This window comes from Labrys neptuniae (assembly GCF_040797145.1).
GTDB lineage: Bacteria > Pseudomonadota > Alphaproteobacteria > Rhizobiales > Labraceae > Labrys > Labrys neptuniae.
Genome location: NZ_JBFNQD010000011.1, coordinates 102,391 through 116,681 on the forward strand (window position 1 = coordinate 102,391; position 14,291 = coordinate 116,681).

Annotated in this window: 14 protein-coding genes; all 14 read left to right on the forward strand. The window is 62.9% G+C overall.

The genetic code is table 11. The features are described from left to right. Window positions 1-8: 8 nt before the first annotated feature. The 14 genes from ABXS05_RS25680 (at window position 9) to ABXS05_RS25745 (ending at window position 14,288) form a co-directional block, all read left to right on the forward strand. Window positions 9-986 (forward strand): ABC transporter permease, encoded by a 978-nt coding sequence (locus tag ABXS05_RS25680; RefSeq protein ID WP_367625814.1) that lies wholly within the window; start codon window positions 9-11, stop codon window positions 984-986. Further along, window positions 983-1,792 (forward strand): creatininase family protein, encoded by an 810-nt coding sequence (locus tag ABXS05_RS25685; RefSeq protein ID WP_367625815.1) that lies wholly within the window; start codon window positions 983-985, stop codon window positions 1,790-1,792. The genes ABXS05_RS25680 and ABXS05_RS25685 overlap by 4 nt, the downstream gene beginning before the upstream one ends. Beyond that, on the forward strand, window positions 1,786-3,315 hold the full coding sequence (locus ABXS05_RS25690; RefSeq protein WP_367625816.1) for an aldehyde dehydrogenase family protein: 1,530 nt from the start codon (window positions 1,786-1,788) through the stop codon (window positions 3,313-3,315). The genes ABXS05_RS25685 and ABXS05_RS25690 overlap by 7 nt, the downstream gene beginning before the upstream one ends. A gap of 34 nt (window positions 3,316-3,349) precedes the next feature. Continuing rightward, window positions 3,350-5,065, forward strand: coding sequence for a GMC family oxidoreductase (locus ABXS05_RS25695; RefSeq protein ID WP_367625817.1), 1,716 nt, complete (start codon window positions 3,350-3,352; stop codon window positions 5,063-5,065). A gap of 266 nt (window positions 5,066-5,331) precedes the next feature. Next, window positions 5,332-6,486 carry a transporter substrate-binding domain-containing protein gene (locus ABXS05_RS25700; protein ID WP_311939615.1) on the forward strand — a complete coding sequence of 385 codons (1,155 nt, stop codon included), beginning with the start codon at window positions 5,332-5,334 and terminating at the stop codon, window positions 6,484-6,486. 12 nt (window positions 6,487-6,498) lie between these two features. Further along, window positions 6,499-7,107 (forward strand): ANTAR domain-containing response regulator, encoded by a 609-nt coding sequence (locus ABXS05_RS25705; RefSeq protein ID WP_068290287.1) that lies wholly within the window; start codon window positions 6,499-6,501, stop codon window positions 7,105-7,107. A 464-nt stretch (window positions 7,108-7,571) separates the two neighbouring features. Next, window positions 7,572-8,819, forward strand: coding sequence for a transporter substrate-binding domain-containing protein (locus ABXS05_RS25710; protein ID WP_367625818.1), 1,248 nt, complete (start codon window positions 7,572-7,574; stop codon window positions 8,817-8,819). Window positions 8,820-8,890: 71 nt separating this feature from the next. Further along, entirely contained in the window at window positions 8,891-9,781 is an 891-nt protein-coding gene (urtB, locus tag ABXS05_RS25715; RefSeq protein ID WP_367625819.1) for an urea ABC transporter permease subunit UrtB, read from the forward strand. A gap of 25 nt (window positions 9,782-9,806) precedes the next feature. Then, entirely contained in the window at window positions 9,807-10,901 is a 1,095-nt protein-coding gene (gene urtC / locus ABXS05_RS25720) for an urea ABC transporter permease subunit UrtC (protein ID WP_311939607.1), read from the forward strand. Further along, complete coding sequence (gene urtD, locus ABXS05_RS25725) at window positions 10,898-11,695, forward strand: urea ABC transporter ATP-binding protein UrtD (RefSeq protein ID WP_367625820.1); 798 nt, start codon at window positions 10,898-10,900, stop codon at window positions 11,693-11,695. Before urtC ends, urtD begins: the two co-directional genes overlap by 4 nt. After that, entirely contained in the window at window positions 11,688-12,383 is a 696-nt protein-coding gene (urtE, locus tag ABXS05_RS25730) for an urea ABC transporter ATP-binding subunit UrtE (RefSeq protein WP_367625821.1), read from the forward strand. Before urtD ends, urtE begins: the two co-directional genes overlap by 8 nt. Window positions 12,384-12,431: 48 nt before the next feature. Then, window positions 12,432-12,884: an urease accessory protein UreE gene (gene ureE, locus ABXS05_RS25735; RefSeq protein ID WP_367625822.1), complete on the forward strand. Its 453-nt coding sequence runs from the start codon at window positions 12,432-12,434 to the stop codon at window positions 12,882-12,884. Beyond that, window positions 12,881-13,567, forward strand: coding sequence for an urease accessory protein UreF (locus ABXS05_RS25740; RefSeq protein WP_367625823.1), 687 nt, complete (start codon window positions 12,881-12,883; stop codon window positions 13,565-13,567). The genes ureE and ABXS05_RS25740 overlap by 4 nt, the downstream gene beginning before the upstream one ends. Before the next feature lie 25 nt (window positions 13,568-13,592). Continuing rightward, window positions 13,593-14,288, forward strand: a complete 696-nt coding sequence (locus ABXS05_RS25745) for an urease subunit gamma (RefSeq protein WP_367625824.1) — start codon at window positions 13,593-13,595, stop codon at window positions 14,286-14,288. Window positions 14,289-14,291 lie beyond the last annotated feature (3 nt).

Sequence of the window (14,291 nt, forward strand, 5' to 3'; positions counted from 1 at the left end):
AGCGGCACATGACGATCGCGATGAGGAAAGGCATGTTGCCGCGCATTCTCGATCTTTCCCCGCTGATCCTGCTGGCGGGATTGACCATCGTCTTCGGCTCGCTGGATCCCAGGGTGGTGTCCGGCCAGAGCCTGATCAACATCGTATCGCAAGCCACGCCCGTGGCCGTGCTGGCACTCGGCGCGATGATCGTGCTGCTGACGGGCGGCATCGATCTGTCGGCCGGCATCGGCGTCGCCTTTTGCGCCGTGCTGGTCGCGAGCCTCATCGACATGGGAACGGGGCTGGCGGGCTCCTTGGCGATCGGGCTGTGCGCCATGCTCCTGGTGGGGCTGGCGAACGGCCTGGTGATCGCGCTTCTGCGCATACCGCCCTTCGTGACGACGCTGGCCTCCATGGTGGCCCTGCAGGGCGCCACGCTGGCCGTCGCCTCCAAGGGCGTGCTGGTGGTTCGAGAGCCCGTGCTCAAATTCGTCGGCGTCGAACGCTCCTTCGGCCTGCCCCACGTCATCTTCGCCACGGTGATCATCGTGCTTCTGGCCATGGTGCTGATGCGCCGCAGCCGCTTCGGCCTGCGCACCTATGCGCTCGGTTCCGATCCGGCCGCGGCCGAACTGGCAGGCATCCCGGTCGCGCGGCACACCATCCTGGTCTACGCCGCCTCGGGCCTGTTCGCGTTCCTCACGGCCGTCATCATGATCAGCCGCGTGCCGGTGGTCACGCCCAATATCGGCGGCACCTCGCTGCTGCTGGATGCGATCGCTGCGGCTGTCCTCGGCGGGACGAGCATATTCGGTGGCCGCGGCACGGTCTGGGGCGCGGTCGTCGGGGCGCTGATCGTCAGCCTCCTCACCACTGCCTTACGTATTTTCGGGACCGACCCGTCCAGCCTGGAGCTCTACAAGGGCGCGATCATCATGCTGGCGCTGCTGGCCGACGCGGCCATGACCCACGCCAAGGCCCGCCTCATGGAGATTGCCCGATGACGATACCTCTTCCCGGACAGGATGGCCCGGGGTCATCCGCCTTTGCCGCCATGACCAGCCCCGATGTGCGGGCGCTGGCAGCCTCGCAGTCTTCGCGCCCCGTCGCGCTGCTGCCGACCGGCGCCGTCGAACAGCACGGCCCGCATCTGCCGCTCGGCGTCGACATCTGGCTGGCGAGCGCGGTGGCGCGGGCTGTCGCCGAAGGGCAAGCGGGCATGCGGGTTTGCGAGCCCTTCGCCTATGGCTCGTCCCAGCACCACCGCGCCTTTCCCGGCACGATGAGCCTCAGTCCGCAGACCTTCATCGCGGTCCTGGCCGATCTCGGCGAATGCCTGTGGAACGATGGCTTCCTGCCCGTCATCCTCAATGGGCATGGCGGCAACAGGGCCGCCATCCAGGTCGCGGTGACCACGCTGGGTCAGCACGGCGTGGTGTCCGCTGGCTTTTCCTATTTCGATCTGATTGCCGACATTGCCACGGAGGTGTTGTCCGACGCCGCCGGCGGAACGGGCCATGCCTGCGCACTCGAAACCTCGCTGATGATGCATGTGCTGCCGCAAACCGTGCGCGAGGATCTTATCCCCGCCGGGACGACACCGCCGAGCTGGCCCGACCCGCATCTTTTCGCGGCCCCCGCCATCACCGTATGGCGCCCCTTCGAGGCCATCCGGGACAATGGCGTGATCGGCACGCCGTCGCAGGCCTCGCCCTCGGCCGGCGCGCGTCTGTTCGAGGCCGCCGTCAGCCGCAGCCGCGAGGCCGTTCTCGCCATCCAGTCCAACTATGGTCAAAGGAGTTCATGGTGACCGTTCAGTTCAGATCTTCCCTCGAGGGGCCTCATCTGCGCGGCATGGCCATCGTGAGCGAACCCGAACAAGGTCTACGACTGGGTACAAATCGTATCGGATCGACCTGGACAGCCGGCAGTTCCGGCCGGTTCCTGAAGATCGACAGTCCGGCAACCGGCGAAGCGCTGGGCTATCTGGCACTCTCCACCCGCCAGGATGTCTCCCGGGCCGTGCAGGCGGCGGACGGCGCGCGCGAAGCCATGCGCCGGATGGGCGTCTTCGCCCGGGCGGCTCTCTGCCTGAAGATTGCCGAGGAAATCGAGCGGCGGGGCGATGAGCTGGCGCGCCTGCTCTGCCTCGAACAGGGCAAGCCCTACCATACCGAGGCCAAGGCGGAGGTCGCGGGTGCTGCCCTCGGCTTTCGCAACGCCGCCGAGCAGATGAAATGGCTGGAGACGTCGGCCTTTCCCGTCGCCGATCCCCACAAACGCGCCTTCAGCTTCCTGCAGCCCAAGGGCGTCTTCGCCATCATAACGCCCTGGAATTTTCCTCTCGCACTGCCCTGCCTCTATTATCTCGGTCCCGCGATCGCCACCGGTAATACGGTGGTCTGGGTGCCCGCTCCCACCACCTCGCTGATCGCGGTGGCTTTGATGGAGTGCCTGATCGAGGCTGGCCTGCCGGATGGGGCGGTCAATCTTGTGCTGGGCGATGGCGCCGAAGTCGGCGACGAGGCCGTGATCCATCCCGGCACCCACGCTGTTGGCTTCACCGGCAGTTCGGCCACGGGCGCGCGGATCGCAAGCCGCGGCGCGGGAAAGCCGCTGCTGTTGGAAATGGGCGGCAATGGCCCCACCATCGTCTTGCCCGATGCCGATATCGACAGGGCGGCCGCCAGGGTCGGGGCCGGCTGTTTTGCCAATGCCGGGCAGATCTGCACCGCGACCGAACGGATCCTCGTGCATCGATCCGTGCATGACCGCTTCATCGACGGCCTGGTCAAGGCGGCGGCGGCCGTGCGCATGGGCGACCCCTTCCATCCCGCGACCACCATGGGGCCTCTGAACAATGCCGCAGGCCTCGATAAGATGCTGAGTCATATGGATGATGCCCTGGCGCGCAAGGCCCAGGTGGTGACCGGCGGCAGGATCGCTGCCGGCATGCCGACAAATCTCTATTTCGAGCCGACGGTGGTTACCGGGCTGGGGCGCGAAAGCCTGCTCAATATCGAGGAATCCTTCGGTCCGGTGGCGCCGGTGCTGGCCTTCGACACCGACGAGGAGGCGCTGGAGCTTGCCGCCTCCAGCCCGTTCGGGCTCTCGGCCGCCGTCTTCACCAGCACCATCGCCAAGGCGTTCTTCTATACCGAAAGCCTCAGGGTCGGCATCGTCAACGTCAACGAGAAGAGCTGCTACTGGGAACCCCATATCCCGGCGGGCGGCGCGGCGGGAACGCAAAGCGGCCTGGGCCGGACCGGCGGGCGGCACACGCTCATGGAGATGTGCGACCTCAAGACGATGACGATCGACCTCGCCCAATAGAACCTCAGCCAGGATCTGCAACAGGAGCATCGCCATGACCGCCGCCGAGCCGGACAGGGTGGACTATGTCATTGTCGGCGGCGGGTCGGCGGGTTGCGTGCTTGCCGCCAGGCTGACCGAGGATCCGGCCGTCCGCGTGATCCTTCTGGAGGCGGGCATGGATGCGGCGCGCCCGGAGGACTTTCCCGATCTTGCCTCGCCCTATCCCGGCATTGCCTACTGCAATCCGCGCTACACCTGGGACGGCCTCAAGGCATCCTTGCCCTATGGCGGTTCCAACCGGCCGGAAAGCAAGAGCACCCGCTATGAACAGGCCCGGGTCCTGGGTGGCGGGTCGGCCATCAACGGCATCGGCGCCAATCGCGGCGCCCCGTTCGATTATGACGAATGGCGGGACATGGGCCTGGAAGGATGGTCGTGGCAGGCCTGCTTTCCCTATTTCAAGAAGCTCGAGCGGGACCTCGATTTCGACAATCATTTTCACGGCAGGAGCGGTCCGTTTCCAATCCGTCGGCGCGGCGAGGAGATCTGGACGCCCTTCACCCGTGCCATGCTGGCGGTCTGCAAGGCGCGCGGCATTGCCTTCCTGCCGGACCAGAACGGCGCTTGGGAGGAGGGCACTTTTGAAATGGCCGTCAACATGGACGAGCAGCGCCGTCGCGTCAGCACGGCCTGGGCCTATCTGACGCCGCAGGTCAGGGCGCGCCCCAATCTGGAAATCCGTACCCACACCACCGCCTCCCGCATCGTCCTGGCCGATGGCAAGGCCGTTGGTGTGATCGCCGTGCGGGGAGGCGCCAGCCAGATCGTGCAGGCGAACCGGGTGGTGCTGAGCGCCGGCGCGCTGTCCTCGCCCGCCGTCCTCATGCGCTCGGGCATCGGTCCGGCCCCCCATCTGGGCGATTGCGGCATTGAGGCCCTGCATCACCTGCCCGGCGTCGGCCAGAACCTGATGGAGCATCCCTCGGCCGGTATCGTGCCCTTTCTCAGGCCGGCCGCACGCCAGCGGGGCGTGCCCGACTACCACATTCCCATCGGCTATCGCTTCTCCTCCGGCCTGGAGGGATGTCCGCCGGGCGACATGCATATGAACTTCGTCACCCGCGCAGCCTGGCATGCCGTGGGCCGCCAGCTCGGTTCCGTCTTCTTCTGGGTGAACAAGTCCTATTCGCGTGGCCAGCTCCTGCTCGATCCCGCATCCCCGGACGGTCCGCCGCGCATCGATTTCCGCATGCTTTCCGACCGGCGCGACCTCGTACGCCTGGCCGATGCCTTCGAGCGCGCCGTGAGCCTGGCGCTCGACCCGGCGGTGAATTCGGTGGTCTCCGGTGTTTATGCCGGCGGCATGTCGGAGATCGGCAAGCGTTTTTCCAAACCGAGCGCGCGCGGCGCCGTCATCACTGGGATCGGAGCGGTGGGCCTCGATCTGATCGGCCGGCTGCGCGAGAAGGTGTTTCCCCATATGCTGTCGAACTACGACGATCCCCTCAGGCTGGTCGGCAACCGTGGCGAGCTCGAGGCCTATATCGCCGAAACCGTCGGCGGCGTCTGGCATCCGTCCGGCACGTGCCGCATGGGTCCCGACGGGGACAGGATGGCGGTGACGGATGCCACGGGACAGGTGCGTGGGTTGCAAGGATTGTTCGTCTGCGATGCATCGCTGATGCCCACGATTCCCTGTGCGAACACGAACCTCCCGACGATCATGATGGCGGAAAAGATCGCCGACGCTCACAAAGGCGCTGCCTGAGAGCATAAACACGCTCCTCTGAAATGGAGGAACCCTCAGGCTGCGGCCAAGGTTGACGATCGATCTGCGACAAGGCCTCGGCACAAGACGCTCGGCATCGCCACTTTGGCGCCCCTCCATGCCGCCACGCGCTGCTGACGCATTGCACTCGCAACCTTGCAAGTATACTCCTATAGCCGGAGAAACAGTGGCGTTTCCCGCTCTCGCCTGTGTCGACCGGCCCGACAGGCGTATTCCTGTCTGTGCTCCGTTCTCAGGTGATAGTTGTGACCAATGACGATTGGAAAATCGGCGTTCTATTTTCCAAGAGCGGCGTAACAGCTGCCGCGGAAATAGCCGAAGCAAATGCGACGCTCCTGGCCACCGAAGAAATCAACGCTGCGGGAGGTGTGCTTGGGCGAAGAATTGCGCCGACATTCTACGATCCTGAATGTTCGGCGCGTCGATATCGCGAACTGGCTGTTCGGCTCCTGACCGAAGATCGGATCCGGGTCATCTTCGGTTGCTATATGTCGACGGCACGAAAGGCCGTTCTTCCGGAGATCGAGGCCTATCGCGGATTATTATTCTATCCTACATTTTATGAAGGATTTGAATATTCCAACAATTGCTTCTACACGGGTTCATCGTCAAATCAGAATGCTGTCCAATTGGCGCAATATCTGATCGAGAATTACGGCAAGAGATTTCTGCTGGTTGGTTCAAACTATGTTTTTCCATATGAATATAATCGTGTCGTAAGCGACCTGGTTACCTTGGCAGACGGAACGATTCTAGATGAGATCTATGTTCCGGTTGAAGCGGTTCGAAAGGATTTCGACAAGGTCATCAAACGTATAAAGGAGCTCAAGCCGGACGTGCTGGTGTCCAACGTCGTCGGCACGGGGGCGGTGCTTCTGTATCAGGCCTATCGGGAAGCGGGTTTCGACCCCAGTGCGATGCCCATTGCCAGCCTGGCGACCACAGAGGCGGAGGTGGCCCTGATGCCGTCGGGATTGGCCGCAGGGCACCTGACGGCAGCGTCGTTTTTCGAGACTTTGGACACGCCGGCCGCCAGGCGCTTCGTCACGGCCTTCAAACAGCGTTTCGGCGAGGATGCGCCGGTGACTGCCAGCGCGGAAGCCGCGTATTTTCAGACATATCTCTATGCAGCGGCGCTTGAACGGGCCGGGACCGACAATCCCGACGCCCTTGTGCGCCATCTGGCGGGCTTGGAATTCGACGCGCCACAGGGGCGGATTCGTATCGACCCCGACAACCATCATACAGAACTGTGGGCGCGTATCGGCAGGCTCAATCCGCAAGGCAAATTCGACGTCATCTGGGAGTCGGAGGCACGGGTAAGGCCGGACCCTTATTTCGTTACCGCAGCGCATGACGGCTGGGCCAGCGGTCTGACCCCCGCGCGTCGCAAGGCCTGATGGGAGCAGGCGATGACAGCCCATCTGCTCAAGGATCTCAAGGGCCTGCGCGTGCAGGTCATACATCCACCCGATGCCCAGGGCGTGGCGCTGGTCGAACATCTGCGCCGCATCGGCTGCAGCTGTGAAACGACATGGCCGCTGCCTCAGGCCGTCAGCGCGACCGCAGTCGTCGTGTTGGTCTCCATCGAACAAGAAAACCGGGACAAGATTCTGCGCCTTTTCAGGCCTGTCGAACCCTCGGACCCTGCTGTCTTGGCCGTCGTGTCGTTCGAAGATCCGAGCACGCTCCAGGTGGTGCTCGAATGCGGTGCACTGGCCGTGATCGAGCGGCCCATTCGTCCCTTTGGATTGCTCACCAACCTGATCATCGCCCGTTCGCTGTGGATGGAGCGCCAAAGCGCGGCCAAGCGGATCCGCAAGCTCGAACGCAAACTCGCCGGCAACAACCGGATCCTGAGAGCCAAGACCATTCTTATGGAAACACAGGGGCTCAGCGAACCGGAAGCCTATGAAAGCATACGCAAACAGGCGATGGGCAAACGTGTGGCGATGGACGATGTCGCCACCGCAATTATCAATGCTTATGAGCTCTTGACGTTCAAGGAAAGTCGTGCCTAGTATGAAACTTAGTTGACGTCCGGTGAAACGGCGTCACTCTCGGCGATCGACAGTGTAGTCTTCGCCATTTGGCTGTGCAGCCCGCAAACTCCTGTTCGGAGTTGGCGGGTTTTTTGTTTTGGTTAGGCCGACAAGGCTGTTGGCCTCCCTGTCTTGCAGTATCGGCGACACTGAGCATGCGCGAGCCGGCGCGTGCGAGGCAATGCTTTTACTCTCTATCCGAAAACCTTTGTCCAGACCTTGTCGCCTGGGGCTCGTGCGCGCCCATGCGGCAGGACCCACATCGAAAAGAAGGAGCCCGGTTCATCATCTTTCGACTGCAGCCCTCCTGCTGAGCTGGTGAGGCTGGACCGCAACGGTCAGGGCGTGCTCGGCGCGCTCGCGAGACTTCCGAATGATCCTGCACGGCCGCGAGGGGCGGCTCGAAGACAAGGACGCGCCCATCGAGGCGCAGAGGAGGGGTAATGAACGACAAGACAAGGCGTGCCTTTCTCCAGGCAAGCGGATTCGCGGCCATGGGATTGGCAGCACCAGCCATCCTGCGTCTGGGCGATCGCGCCTGGGCAGCCGAAGAGGTGCCGGTCGGCATCATGTATTCGCTCACCGGCACGACGGCGATCGTCGAGAAATCGATGAATCAATGTGCCCAGATGGCAATTGCCGAGATCAATGCCAAAGGAGGCGTGCTCGGCAAGCAATTGCGCCCCGTGATCGAAGATCCTGCTTCCGAGCCGCGCACCTATAGTGAAAAAGCGCGCAAATTGGTGATGGAAGACCAGGTGCCGGTCATTTTCGGCTGCTACACCACCGCCAGCCGCAAGGCGGTGCTGCCCGTGGTCGAGCGCCGCAAAAGCCTGCTGGTATGGCCGACCTGGTACGAGGGAGAAGAGTGCTCCAAGAACGTACTCTATGCCGGATCGGCGGTCCCAAATCAGCAACTCGAGAATTCGCTGCCCTGGCTGAAGAAGAAGCTTGGACGTAGCAAGCTGTTCATCGTCGGTTCCGACTATGCCTTTCCGCGGGGCATGGCCAAGACTTCGAAAACAATCTGCCAGAAGATCGGCATGGAGGTCGTCGGCGACGAATATCTGCCGCTCGGCCACACCGAATGGGCATCGATGGTGTCCAAGATCGGGGCGAGCGGCGCGGATGTGATCTTTTCCAATGTCGTCGGGGATTCGATCGTCGCCTTCTATCGCGAGCTGCGCAACCAGGGCTATAGTTTCGACAAGCTGCCCTTGTGCTCGTCGACCACGACAGAGGTCGAGATCAAGGCCATGGGGCCGGAATATGCCCTCGGCAGCTACGTATCCCTGCCCTATTTCCAGACCGTCGAAACGCCGCAGAACCAGGCTTTCGTGAAGGCGTTCAAGGCCTATGCCGGCGCCGATGCCGTAACCCATGCCGCAATGGAGGCGGTCTATATCGGCGTTCACATGTGGGCGATGGCGGCCGAGAAGGCGGGTGAATTCACGGCCAAGGGGGTGGTTTCGGCCGTCGGCGGAATGTCCTTCGACGCCCCGCAAGGCAAGGTCACGATCGACCCGCAGAACCTCCACAGCTACCTGACGCCCCGCATCGGCAAGACACGGGCCGATGGATTGCTCGACATCGTCGACCAATATCCCGAGCCGCTGCTGCCGCTGCCCTATTCCAGCGTCGGGGAAAGCGCGGAGAAACGCCTCTGCACCACGAGCGGCGCTTCGCTCTAACGCGTCATCGGTCGGACTCCAGGCCGCTGCAGGCACTGCACGGCCACCGGCCACTTGCGATCGGGTTTGAGATGGAAACCTTCGTCATCGGGCTGAGTATCGGATCGATCCTGTTCATGGTCGCACTCGGTCTTGCGATCATTTACGGGACCATGAAAGTCATCAATCTCGCCCATGGCGAGATGGTGATGATCGGTGCCTACGTCACCGTGCTGGCGACCCGTCATCTGGGCTTGAATATCTATCTGTGCCTGCCCTTGGCGTTCCTGGTCACGGCGATGTTCGGCCTGGCGATCGAACGCTCGGTCGTCAGCCGTCTCTACGGACGTTTGCTCGACACCTTGCTGGCGACCTGGGGCATTGCCCTCATTCTGCAGCAGCTCGTCCGCATCCATTTCGGGTTGGCCCTGTTCGGTATCAAGATCGATGGGCTCGGAGCGGACCTGCAAAACGTCCCGGTACCGGTCGAGCTGCAACAGACCTGGCATCTGCTGGGAGCGAACATTCCGGTCTATCGGGCATTTGTCTTCGGGATCGCCGTCCTGCTTGGGGCTGCGACCTGGTGGCTCCTTTACCGCACGCGCTTTGGTAGCCAGCTAAGAGCCGTATCGGTGGCCAGGAACACGGCTGCCGCTTGCGGCGTGAACGACAAGAAGGTCAATGCCCTTGCCTTCGCCTATGGCTGCGGTCTTGCGGGTGTAGCAGGTGTTCTCGTCTCCGGGTTCAAGACAGTGTCGCCGGACATGGGAACTTCCTATGTCGTCGACGCCTTTCTCGTGGTGGTCGCCGGAGGCGTGGGCCAGCTGCTGGGCACCTTCGCCGCTGCCGGAATACTTGGCGAGGTTCAGAGCTTCGTCGCCACCTGGCTCAATGATGTGTATGGCCGCACCGTTCTGTTTGCCGTGGTCATCCTCATCCTGCTGTTCAAGCCGCAAGGCCTGTTCGTGACCAAGAGCCGCTGACACTCCCAAAGACATGGATGAGCGTATGACATATCGAAGCACTTCCATTGCCGCCTACATAGTGTTCTTTGCGGTGGTGTTCGCCCTCCCGTTCTTCCTCAACAGCTTCTGGACCAACCGGGTTGCGACCTATCTCGTCTATGCAATCTGTGCCGTCGGGATAAGTCTGGCCTGGGGCTATACGGGAATACTCAGCCTGGGCCAGGGCCTGTTCTTTGGAATGGGCGCCTATATGCTTGCCATGTCGCTCACGCTGGCGGTGCCCGAAAACAACCCGGTGCCGGATCTGATGCTGCTCAATATGCAGCCGGACGCCGTGCGCGATCTTTGCTGCGTCACCCCGGGCTCCTTCCTGTGGATTCCCTTCAGATGGGTCGCGGTCGGCATGATCGCGGGATTGCTGGTGCCCTGTGCCCTGGCCGCGGGACTTGGCTATGTCATGTTCAAGCGGCGCACGACGGGCGTCTATGTCAGCATCATCACCCTGGCGTTCGCGCTGATCGGGCAACTGCTCGTGATCAACAATCAGCCCTTGACCGGCGGCTTCAACGGCCTTGCCAGCTTTGCCCCGCTGACGATTGCCGGTTTTGAATTCGACCCTTACGGACCCAGCGTCTATTACGCCGTTGCCGGCATTCTGTTTCTCGTCGTGCTCGGGCTTCGCCTGCTTCTTTCCGCTCGCATCGGACAGGTTCTCAAGGCGATCCGCGAGGACGAGGCCCGGGCCCGCTATCTGGGCTATGACGTCGAGAGCTACAAATTATTCGTGTTCTGCCTCTCGGCCACCATAGCAGGGCTGGCAGGCATGTTGTTCACCCTGACGGCGGAGTTCGCCTCACCCTCCCTGATGGCGACGTCGTTCAGCATCTCCATGGTGATCTGGGCTGCGACCGGCGGGCGGGCGTCCCTGCTGGGCGCCTGTATCGGGGCTTTGCTGGTGAATTTCGTCGGCTCCTATGCCAGCGAGAATGCCGTCCTCCAGCCGGTTTGGCCGATCATCCTGGGCGGGCTGTTCGTTTTCGTGGTGCTGGTGATGCCCAACGGCATCGTGGGCCTCATCAAAGCGTGGTTCGAACGCACCCCGCGTGACAATTCCTCACGACGGGAGGCCTACCCATGAACGCCGTGACCAGGATAGAGGCCGCACGACCGCAGGCAGCGACTCCGCCCATTCTGACGACCCGCAATCTCACCGTCCGCTTCGACGACTTTCCGGCCGTGAGCAATGTCGACCTGTCGATCGAAGATGGTGAACTCAGGGTCATCATCGGTGCGAACGGTGCCGGCAAATCGACGCTGCTCGATCTGCTGTGCGGAAAGGTGCTGCCGTCGGAAGGCGAGATCTGGCTGCGCGACCGCAACATCACCGGCATCGGCGAGGCGGCGATTGCGCGTGGCGGCGTCGGCCGGAAGTTCCAGACACCTGCCGTCTTCAAGGAGATGACGGTGCTCGAGAATTTGCAGATCGCAAGCAACCGCTACGTCAAGGTTCGCGACAATCTGTTCCGGCGCTTCTCGCGGGGGCCGACCGACCGGGAATTGGCGGTCGCCGAACGGACGGGGCTGTCATCCTTCATGAAGCGCAAGGCCGGGGAATTGTCCCACGGCCAATTGCAATGGCTGGAGCTGGCCATGGTCCTCAGCCAGGATCCCAAGGTCATTCTTCTCGACGAACCAGCCGCCGGAATGACGGCTGCCGAAACCGACAAGACCGCCGAGCTCCTGCTGGCGCTGGCCGGTGAACACACCGTGCTCGTCATCGAGCATGACATGGCGTTCGTGCGCAGGATCTGCCGCACCATAACCGTTCTCCACCAAGGTTCGGTCCTGGCGGAGGGAACGGCGGATGACATCGAGAAGAACCCCGCTGTCATCGAAGCCTATCTCGGTTCTGCGACGCTCAGCCATGCTTAAGATCAGCCATGTCAATGCCTTCTATGGTACCAGCCATATCATCCACGACCTCGATCTGGAGATACGCAAGGGCGAGACGTTCTGCGTCCTGGGACGCAATGGCGTGGGCAAGACCACATTGCTGCGCAGCCTTCTCGGCATCGGGGTGCGCACCACGGGGAGCATCGAATTCCAGGGCCACGAGATCGACAGGGCCCTGACCCATGATCGCGCCCGGCGTGGCATCGGCTATGTGCCCCAGGGGCGGGAAATCGTTCCGGGCATGAGCGTGCTCGACAACATCCTGCTTGGCTGCAATGCGCGCACCGATCGCAAGACCGACGTGCCACCGCTTGTCTGGAGCCTCTTTCCATTCCTGAAGGACCACCTTGGACGGCGGGGAACGAACCTCTCGGGCGGCCAGCAGCAGCAATTGGCCATCGCCCGCGCTCTCGCCACCGATCCAAGCCTCCTCATCCTGGATGAGCCCACCGAAGGCATCCAGCCCAACATCGTCGAGGATATCGAGCGGGCAATCATCGCGCTCAACCGTGATCACGGCCTCACGATCATCCTGGTCGAACAGAAGATCCGCTTTGCTCGAACAGCGGCACACCGCTTCGCCATTCTCGAAAAGGGGCGCGTCGCGGCGGCCGGACCGACCAGCGAACTCACTCACGAACTCGTCCACCGGCATATGAGCCTGTAGCGCGCTGCGAGGACAGGCGCCGCAACCAGACAATGGGAGGAACCCAGCATGCTTCGCATCGAGAGCCTTGTCGGGGCCAGCACCGATCCCGGCCTGCATGAGCATCTTCACCATCTCGAACATCACGGTGATCTGGAGGTGGTCAAGATCGCTGTCGGGGATCTCGATCGTCGCCGCCTGCTCGCCCGGACCGAACGTGGCGAAGAGCTCGCCATCACGCTTCCGCGCAACCAGAAGCTGTTCGACGGGGCGGTGCTGCTCATGGAGGCCAGCAGGGCCATCGTCGTCAAAGCCGGCGAACAGCGCTGGCTCAGGCTTTCACCGCGTGGGGCCGAGGAAGCGCTGGAGCTGGGCTATCATGCCGGCAATCTGCATTGGCGCGTGCGTTTCGAGGGCAAGGACCTGCTGGTCTCGCTGGATGGCCCGGCCGCCGACTATATTGCGCGCATAGACCCGCTGGTCAGGAGCGGAGCTGTTCTGGCGGCCGAAGAGCACCAATGAGCACGCTCGATCCGAGCCCTTTGCTGGTGGCGCTGCAGCATGCCGACAGCCAGTTTCCATCCGGAGGCTTTGCGTTCTCCCAGGGGCTGGAAGCGTCAGCGCTCCTGAAGGAGACGCTGGGTGGCTGGGACCTTGCCGATTTCATCCTCACGCAGCTCGGCCATCGCTGGGCCGGGGCCGATCGCGTCGCCTTGATCAGGGCTCATCGCTGCGGAAGCGAACTGGCAGGGGTGGCGGAGCTGGACCGCGAGGTCGAAGCGTCGACCTTCGTGGATGGTCTCAGGGCCGGCTCGCGCCGGAACGGCATGGCGCTGCTGACGACCCACGCCCGCATCGGTACGCCCAAAGCGTCGGATTACCGGGCATTGGTGCGTGAGGGCTCCGCCTGCGGACATCTGGCCGTCATGCAGGGCCTGCTTTGGCGGTCGGTCGGGCTCGATGAAACCGCGGCTGCCTCGATCGGCGGCTATCAGGCCGCCGCATCGCTGGCTACCGCCGCGATCAGACTGGGTCTGATCGGTGCCATCGAAGCGCAGGCCATCCTCACCGTGGCCCTGCCGGTCATTGCCGGAATTTGTCGCGAGCCGGTGGCCGACGACGAACCGATCCGCTCGTTCAATCCGCTGACTGAAATCGCCGTCTCTTTTCATCGCGGCGGCGGTCAGCGGCTGTTTTCCAATTAGCCCGGTCAAAGAGGGAAGCACATTCATGCTGCTGACGCCCACTGAATTGGAACGCCTGACCATCTTCACTGCAGCCGAGCTGGCCCGCAAAAGACGTGCCAAGGGCCTGAAGCTCAATTACCCCGAAGCCGTGGCACTGATTTCCGACGAGATCCTCGAAGGGGCACGCGAGGGACGCTCCGTGGCGGAAATGATGGCGTTGGGATCGCAGATTCTCACGCAGGACGACGTCATGTCCGGTGTCGCCGCCATGCTTCCCATGTTGCAGGTGGAGGCGACATTCAAGGACGGCACCAAGCTGGTCACGGTTCACGATCCCTTGCGTCCTGCCCCCGACGGCCCTCACGACAGTTTCGAGCCGGGAGAGATCGTCAGCGAGGAAGGCGAAATCGAACTCAATGCCGGCAGGGAGAAACGGGCTGTTCGGGTGGTCAATACCGGCGACCGTCCCGTGCAGATCGGCTCCCACTACCATTTCTTCGAGGTCAACCGGGCTCTGGAGTTCGACCGCGCCGCCGCCTTCGGCATGCGCCTCGATATCGCCGCCGGTACGGCGGTGCGGTTCGAGCCGGGGCAGGAGAGAGAAGTGGAGCTCACCACATTCGGCGGGCAGCAGATGCTTTCGGGACTGAATGCGTTGTCGGACGGCTCGGCCCGGGATCCCAACGCCAAGGCAGCGGCCCTCGAGCGTGCTCGTGCCGCCGGTTTTCGTGGCGCTTGAAAG

Excerpts from the sequence above, each read along its gene's own strand:
- ABXS05_RS25680 (WP_367625814.1), top strand. The coding sequence starts at position 9 with ATGACGATCGCGATGAGGAAAGGCATGTTGCCGCGCATTCTCGATCTT.
- ABXS05_RS25685 (WP_367625815.1), top strand. The coding sequence starts at position 983 with ATGACGATACCTCTTCCCGGACAGGATGGCCCGGGGTCATCCGCCTTT.
- ABXS05_RS25690 (WP_367625816.1), top strand. The coding sequence starts at position 1,786 with ATGGTGACCGTTCAGTTCAGATCTTCCCTCGAGGGGCCTCATCTGCGC.
- ABXS05_RS25695 (WP_367625817.1), top strand. The coding sequence starts at position 3,350 with ATGACCGCCGCCGAGCCGGACAGGGTGGACTATGTCATTGTCGGCGGC.
- ABXS05_RS25705 (WP_068290287.1), top strand. The coding sequence starts at position 6,499 with ATGACAGCCCATCTGCTCAAGGATCTCAAGGGCCTGCGCGTGCAGGTC.
- ABXS05_RS25710 (WP_367625818.1), top strand. The coding sequence starts at position 7,572 with ATGAACGACAAGACAAGGCGTGCCTTTCTCCAGGCAAGCGGATTCGCG.
- urtB (WP_367625819.1), top strand. The coding sequence starts at position 8,891 with ATGGAAACCTTCGTCATCGGGCTGAGTATCGGATCGATCCTGTTCATG.
- urtC (WP_311939607.1), top strand. The coding sequence starts at position 9,807 with ATGACATATCGAAGCACTTCCATTGCCGCCTACATAGTGTTCTTTGCG.
- urtD (WP_367625820.1), top strand. The coding sequence starts at position 10,898 with ATGAACGCCGTGACCAGGATAGAGGCCGCACGACCGCAGGCAGCGACT.
- urtE (WP_367625821.1), top strand. The coding sequence starts at position 11,688 with ATGCTTAAGATCAGCCATGTCAATGCCTTCTATGGTACCAGCCATATC.
- ureE (WP_367625822.1), top strand. The coding sequence starts at position 12,432 with ATGCTTCGCATCGAGAGCCTTGTCGGGGCCAGCACCGATCCCGGCCTG.
- ABXS05_RS25740 (WP_367625823.1), top strand. The coding sequence starts at position 12,881 with ATGAGCACGCTCGATCCGAGCCCTTTGCTGGTGGCGCTGCAGCATGCC.
- ABXS05_RS25745 (WP_367625824.1), top strand. The coding sequence starts at position 13,593 with ATGCTGCTGACGCCCACTGAATTGGAACGCCTGACCATCTTCACTGCA.